Origin of the sequence: Caballeronia terrestris (genome assembly GCF_001544515.1) — a bacterium.
Taxonomy (GTDB): Bacteria; Pseudomonadota; Gammaproteobacteria; order Burkholderiales; family Burkholderiaceae; genus Caballeronia; species Caballeronia terrestris.
On sequence record NZ_FCOL02000041.1, the window covers coordinates 43,859 to 50,208 of the forward strand.

Below are 6,350 nucleotides of genomic sequence, written 5' to 3' on the forward strand. Positions count from 1 at the left end.
ATCCACAAGCAACCCTGTCCATGGGAGGCACCGGGCGCGTCCAGGCGCACGAGGCGACGAAGCGGACAAAGACGCAGACTAAGGTCCGTACCAACTGCGCTGCGTGGTGCGAAACTAGCCTTGCCTGCTGCCGATACTCGATCATCCGCGGTCGCACTAACTAACTACCCTTATGGCCTCGCCCCGCGACACATCCGCGCCTCCCCTCGCCCGCTACCGGAAAAAGCGGGACTTCAGTACCACGCCCGAGCCGCCTGCGTCTGCCACCACGACTTCCGTCAGCCCACGCAAGCTCATTTTCGTCGTGCAAAAACACTGGGCGAGCCGGCTGCACTATGACTTTCGGCTCGAATTCAACGGCGTACTGCTCTCGTGGGCCGTTCCGAAAGGTCCTTGCTACGACCCGAGCAAAAAACAAATGGCCGTGCATGTCGAGGATCACCCGGTCTCCTACGCAGGTTTTGAGGGCACGATCCCGCCGAAGCAATATGGCGCCGGCACGGTCATTGTTTGGGACAAAGGAACGTGGGAGCCGGTAGGGGATGCAGACAAAGGTATGGAGGTGGGCAAGCTCGTTTTTCGCCTGCACGGTGAGAAGCTTGCTGGCTTATGGGAGTTGGTGCGCATCTCCAAGCCGGAGGATAGGCAGGACCAGTGGATGTTGTTCAAGAAACGAGACGAGTGGGCTCGCGCGCTTAAAGAATACGACGTTATCAAGGCGCTTCCGGACAGCGTCGTTGCCAATCCGCTGGGACTGCTCGAAGAACGCGAGCCGAAGACAATGGAACGCCCGCGCGCCAACGAGTCGAAGATCGACCTATCCGCCGCAGTGCGGGCCTCGCTACCGGCGAAACTCGAGCCGCAGCTTGCAACACTGGCAAGTGCGCTTCCCAAGAGCGGCGACTGGATCACTGAGACGAAGTTGGACGGCTATCGCTTGCTGGCTCGAATCGACAAGGGCCGAGTGAGGTTCTTCACGCGAAACGGACACGACTGGACCGCGAAGTTTCCAGCCCTGACCGCCGCGATCAAAAGGCTCCCGGTCGTGAGTGCGTGGCTCGACGGCGAGATCGTCGTGCTCAAAGACGGCATTCCAAGCTTCTCGGCACTTCAGACTGCAATTGATGAGCGAAACAACCAAGACATCGTGTTCTTCCTGTTCGATCTGATGTACCTCGACGGCGAAGATTTCAGGAGAGTGCCGGTTTGGGCGCGGAGAACTCGACTCGCTACGGTTCTCGAAAACGCAGGAGAGCAGCTTCTGTTCAGTCAGGACTTTGACGCGCCTCCCGCGCAGGTCTTCGCGGCTGCGGCCGGCTTAGGGCTGGAAGGTCTTGTACTCAAGCGGCGCGATGCGCCGTACGAGTCGGGACGCACGGATTCGTGGTTGAAGGCAAAGGCCCGACTGCGGCAGGAACTGGTGATCTGCGGCATGACCGGCCGCGGCGGCAAATCCGGAGAGGTCGGCAGCTTGTTGCTTGGGTACTACGTGGGCGACAAGCTTCATAACGCGGGAAGGGTCGGCACCGGATGGGACTCAAAGACCGCTCGAGACCTGTGGAGTCGCCTGATTGGACTGGAGGTTGACGCGGAGCCCTTCGACGTCCAGGTCACAAAGGTACGACAATGGTCCAGACGTGCTGCAGGCAGCGAACGGTGGCTCAATCCAACCATGGTTGCCGAAGTCGAGTTCGCCGAATGGACAGGCGACGGTGTGATACGACAGTCGTCGTTTAAAGGTTTGCGCCTTGATAAGCCCGCACGCAGCGTCGTCCGAGAGGCAGGCAAGACGCAACTGCCCGAGCCTTCGGCGCAGCTTAAAATCACTCACCCGGAAAGAGTCATTGATGCGTCGGCGACGATTACGAAGGCCGATCTGGTTCGCTACTACGCGAGCGTAGCCGAGTGGATGTTGCCGCACCTCAGGCACCGGCCTGTGGCCCTGGTTCGCGCGCCCGATGGTGTGGCGGGCAACCTGTTCTTCCAAAAGCATGCCGAACGCACGGCTATGCCGGGCCTGACTCCGCACAATCGCGACCTCTGGCCGAATCATCCGCCGCTGTTGACGGTCGATACGGCAGACGCATTGCTGTCCGCCGCACAAATGAACACGATCGAATTTCATACGTGGAATTCAATCGTCCGTCAGCTCGACAAACCCGACCGGGTTGTTTTTGACCTTGATCCCGGCGAGGGCGTGAAATGGAACCACGTCCAGGAGGCGGCGCTGCTCGTTCGCACGCTGCTTTCAGAACTGGACCTTAAGGCGTGGCTCAAGACAAGCGGCGGAAAGGGTCTGCATGTGGTCGTACCGCTCACTCCAGATTTGAATTATCTGACGGTAAAGTCATTCTCGCAGGCATTCGTTCGACACCTTGCGAAGACCATTCCCGAGCGCTTCTCCGCGATATCTGGGCCCGCAAATCGTTTGGGAAAAGTCTACGTCGACTATCTGCGCAACGGGAAGGGGCAGACCACTGCAGCGGCATTTTCGGCCCGCGCCCGGCCGGGAATGGGCGTATCGATGCCGCTCGCGTGGGAGCAGCTTACCGACCTGAAGAGCGGTGCTCAGTGGAATGTCCAGACGGCGCGCGAGTATCTGAGTTTTCAGTCGCGGGATCCTTGGGCGGATTTCTGGTCGACTGGACAATCTTTGTCGTCGGCGATCGAGCGTCTTCCTTGAGACTCGAGGCTCGGCAAGTGGGCTATGTCATCGGCCACCGCAGTGAGATTTCGCCCGGTCCTTTTCAAACAAACCCACAGGTTTCTGCCCCGTTGAAAAGATGCCAAAGGCGAGTCCGCTCCACAATCAACCGACGGCTTTCGCGACGCGATCTCGCCATGAAAGACAGCGGCACGTGCGCGCATGCCCGTTGGAGGTAGAAAGGCTGGTTGCGGCCGGCTTCGACTCGCCAAGCGGCGAGCGGCGCGACTGGCGCTTCACGTTCCACGCCGTCGTCATGCTGCGGACTGCGCAGACGCGCAGGCGTCTCGCCCGTGAAGGTTGTCCCCGCCCCCGATCACCTGTACAAGAGTTGGGGCCACGAAGGGTCGCTCACCGGCATGCGCATCGCGGCCGTCGGCAACCGCGTCACCGTGAGGGACGAGACAAGCCGAAGGTGCGATGCAGAAACCGGTCAACTGCTTTTGGACTTCGACGGGAACCTGCCGCGTCAAACATCGCTTCGCTGCAGGCGCCCCTGGCCAATAGAGCCCGAGAAGTGGCGACCAACCTCTTATACCGAGCTTGGTCATTGGAGGACGAGGACATTGACGCGCCCGAAGCTGCATGTCGGGAGGCGTTTGCGCGTGTCCCCGACTATACCGACGCATCGTTGAACTTCGATATCCTCATTGCATGCGCCGGATTTTGTGGATGCACAACTAACGCCGCGCGCATCCATGAAAGCGCTTGGCGACGCGGCGAAGCGATTCGCCACTTCAGCGCGTCCCGCAATCTGCAGAAGGCACGTAACGGCGGAATGGACTTTGCTACACGCCTACTGAAACAACGGCATGGAGGCAGAAATGGCAGATCAACACAAGCCCGGCGATAAGGTTCAAACATCGGGCATCTACAAGGTCGTGAGGGAAGGCGGTGACCGAACTGGCTTCGAGGTGACGTCCGTCGAGGGCGAGCATTTTCCGCCGACCAGAAGCGGCAAGGCGCTCACTATGAGCTGGTCCATGCGGCCACACATTCGCACAAGCACGGCGAACTCGGCAGCGGCGACTAACAGAGGACGGCCATCATGGGCACAACACGCAAACACTGGCTGATCGCCTTTGCGTCGGCATCTTTGCTCGCCGGTTGCGCCGTCGGCGAGATGCCGCCGCCGGGCAGATACCTCACGGACCGCGAGTGCCACGACCTGACTGCATTGAAGACAAATGCGACCCCGACGATGGCCGAGCATCAGTCAGAGTTAGCCGCGTTGCGAAAAGCGGGATACGACCCATCCCCATTCTGGGACGACCCATACTATCCCGAGGACCTGCAGGCTGCGCAGCGCCTTGTTGACTACTGGTACCGGATCGAATGCGCGCCAACACAAACGCAGTGAACCGGTGACCGACGTCCAATCGGTCCCCACGACGGACGCGCGCCAACTGTCGATCGCTATCAGCAAGGCCCACATAATCCCAGGCTCTCCAGCGAGGGTCCATGGCACCTGCGCGCGCAGCAACGCGCGTTACGCGTTCCATCCGGATTGGTTGCCGGCGAATAGGTCAAGTTGAACCGTGTACGCCAAGAGCTTTCGATTGCTGACGGGTGCATCAAATACTGCTCTGGTTTTTAGGCGGCGTAGCGAACATGTTTTTCTTTGAACGGATTGCGAATCATGTGAGGCTCCTTCTGGCGGCGATGCAAATGACGACGACCCGCGTCGATCATTTCCGCCTTGCCGGTCGGCCGGCTCTTGCCCAGTGCATTGGTCTTGACGTCCTGGTTGAGCAGTTCGGCCGGGTTCAGATCAGGGCAGTAGCCAGGCAAACGGATCAAGCGCAGGCGCGTCGCATTGTCGGCGACAAATTTCTTCACGGTGACGGATCGATGGACCGAATGTCCGTCGACAATCAGGTAGATCTTGAGTGACAAATAGGCACGCGCATGCACCTCGAACTGCGAGGCTCCCTCGAAATAGACAGTTTGCTCACCGCCCGTCGTCCTCTTGCGCGTAGCGAGTTCTGGCCACTGGCGTATTGTTCAAGCCCCGGCGGAGTCAATGCCACACTCCGTTTTGGGGTCGAACTCTGCCGCCGATGACCAAGAACACTTTCGTATCGACATTCCAAATCAGGGGCGGACTTCACCGGCGTGCGTCGCCGTGCCGGCGATGTAACAGATAGCCGCCTCCACATTGGCGAACTGCTCTGGCGATGCGCCGAGACTGGCTGCTTCGAACATAAAAAATACTCCACCAATAAATGCGGAGCGACCCTTGCGGGTTGCTTGCCCGCAAGGGTTAAGAAAGGAAGTTGCAGGCGATTCGTGCCGATCACTCGATCAGCTTGACGCTCTGCCACCAGCGACAGCCCGAAGGCAGGTCTTTGACGAAAGCAAGGTTGTCCGCTTCATCGCGCGTGAGTTCGATCACACCGCCCTTCAAGATGGCCGTCTGTAGATAGACGACATTCGCGAGGGCGAGCGCGCCGTGCTCTTCGGCGATGCCGGTCAGCGTTTCGACGGCATCCAGCAGTTCCGCATAGAACTGCTTCGCGTCAGCGGTGAGGCGCAGCGACACGTCCGCGTCGCTAATCGCGCCCAACACCGCATCACACTGAGCTTGCGGGTCATCAGGCCCGTACTGCACGGGCTTGATCCAGCTTCGGACCACCATGTTATTGAGTACGTCGTCGACGAAATCGGTGCAGGAATAGGCCATGTAAGGCTCCAGTGAAAAAGTGAAACAAAAAGAGGCGCTGTCAGATCCGACGCAAACGGCCAGTATCGAACTCAGACGCGCGACGCAGGTACGGCGGGCGCGGCGGCTGCGATTGAGCAGTAGCCGGTGCGGCGTGCTGCGCTGGCGGCTGGTGAGGCACCGCGTTCGAATGGGACGGACTGCCGGCTGCCGCGAGCAGCAGCATCAAGAGGTGTGCCATAGGGGGATAGCGCCGAAGGGCGCGAGAAAGAAGGAACACGGGAAGCGCCCCTTGTGGGGCAACTCCCCCACAAGGGTTGAGAAGAAATCAGGCGGCAAGCGCCTGTACGTCGATGACTGCGTCGGCCTCTGCAACAAGGTCGGGCGTCTGAGAAATGAAGAACTCCCGCTGATACCCGCCTTGGCGCAGTACCTCGCGCTTCATGCGCATGAACTGCACTTTGCGCTCGGGATCAAGAGGTCCGTCTGACTCGTCGCTGAACAAGGTCTGATACGGCTGACCGGTGTTCTGCGCGAGATAGAGCGCAATGCCACGCGTCAGGCACTCGTTGATCCAGACCTTCTGACCGCCAGACATGACGGAGACTGACTTGCTGCTGTCGGACTCCGCGTCGTGAACGAGGATCTCGAGGCCCTCACGCAGCTCACCGCTTGCCAGCGTGCGCTGCGTGCGGATCTCAACGGTGAAGCGCATGCCATAACAAGCGAGCAGTAGCTCGTTGACGGTGTGCGTGAGCGCCGGACCCGCGTCATCGATGGTCAACGCGATCACGCCGTCGTTGCCCAAGCCCTTAGCCAGCAGCTTCCATTGAGCGATCTCGTCAGAGAGGCGATCGGCACGCGACTGCGTGGCTGAGAACTTCTCTAACTCCATCGCCAATGCTTCGTAAGCGCTAAATTGAGCACACGGCCTACGTATGAGCGTAGCCCAGCACCGTGAATTTGCTAGCGGGCAAGCGGCCT

Annotated in this window: 4 protein-coding genes and 2 pseudogenes; 3 read left to right on the forward strand and 3 right to left on the reverse strand. The window is 59.9% G+C overall.

Going from position 1 to position 6,350, the window contains the following annotated elements:
• The first annotated feature begins 172 nt into the window (after positions 1 to 172).
• The 3 genes and pseudogenes from ligD (at position 173) to AWB67_RS25415 (ending at position 4,064) form a co-directional block, all read left to right on the forward strand.
• The gene (gene ligD / locus AWB67_RS25405; RefSeq protein ID WP_087658973.1) at positions 173 to 2,683 is read left to right on the forward strand and encodes a DNA ligase D; all 2,511 of its coding nucleotides are present in this window, start codon (positions 173 to 175) and stop codon (positions 2,681 to 2,683) included.
• 845 nt (positions 2,684 to 3,528) lie between these two features.
• Positions 3,529 to 3,737, forward strand: a pseudogene (locus AWB67_RS41995) (hypothetical protein).
• A 15-nt stretch (positions 3,738 to 3,752) separates the two neighbouring features.
• The gene (locus tag AWB67_RS25415; protein ID WP_087658974.1) at positions 3,753 to 4,064 is read left to right on the forward strand and encodes a DUF4148 domain-containing protein; all 312 of its coding nucleotides are present in this window, start codon (positions 3,753 to 3,755) and stop codon (positions 4,062 to 4,064) included.
• Between the two features lie 233 nt (positions 4,065 to 4,297).
• Here the strand turns inward: AWB67_RS25415 and AWB67_RS25420 are convergent, their stop codons facing one another.
• The 3 genes and pseudogenes from AWB67_RS25420 to AWB67_RS25430 all read right to left on the reverse strand — a co-directional run.
• Positions 4,298 to 4,600 (reverse strand): transposase, encoded by a 303-nt coding sequence (locus AWB67_RS25420; protein ID WP_087658982.1) that lies wholly within the window; start codon positions 4,598 to 4,600, stop codon positions 4,298 to 4,300.
• 400 nt (positions 4,601 to 5,000) lie between these two features.
• Positions 5,001 to 5,387: a hypothetical protein gene (locus AWB67_RS25425; protein WP_087658975.1), complete on the reverse strand. Its 387-nt coding sequence runs from the start codon at positions 5,385 to 5,387 to the stop codon at positions 5,001 to 5,003.
• A gap of 307 nt (positions 5,388 to 5,694) precedes the next feature.
• Positions 5,695 to 6,350: pseudogene (locus AWB67_RS25430) on the reverse strand (SMC family ATPase); the annotation flags it as partial.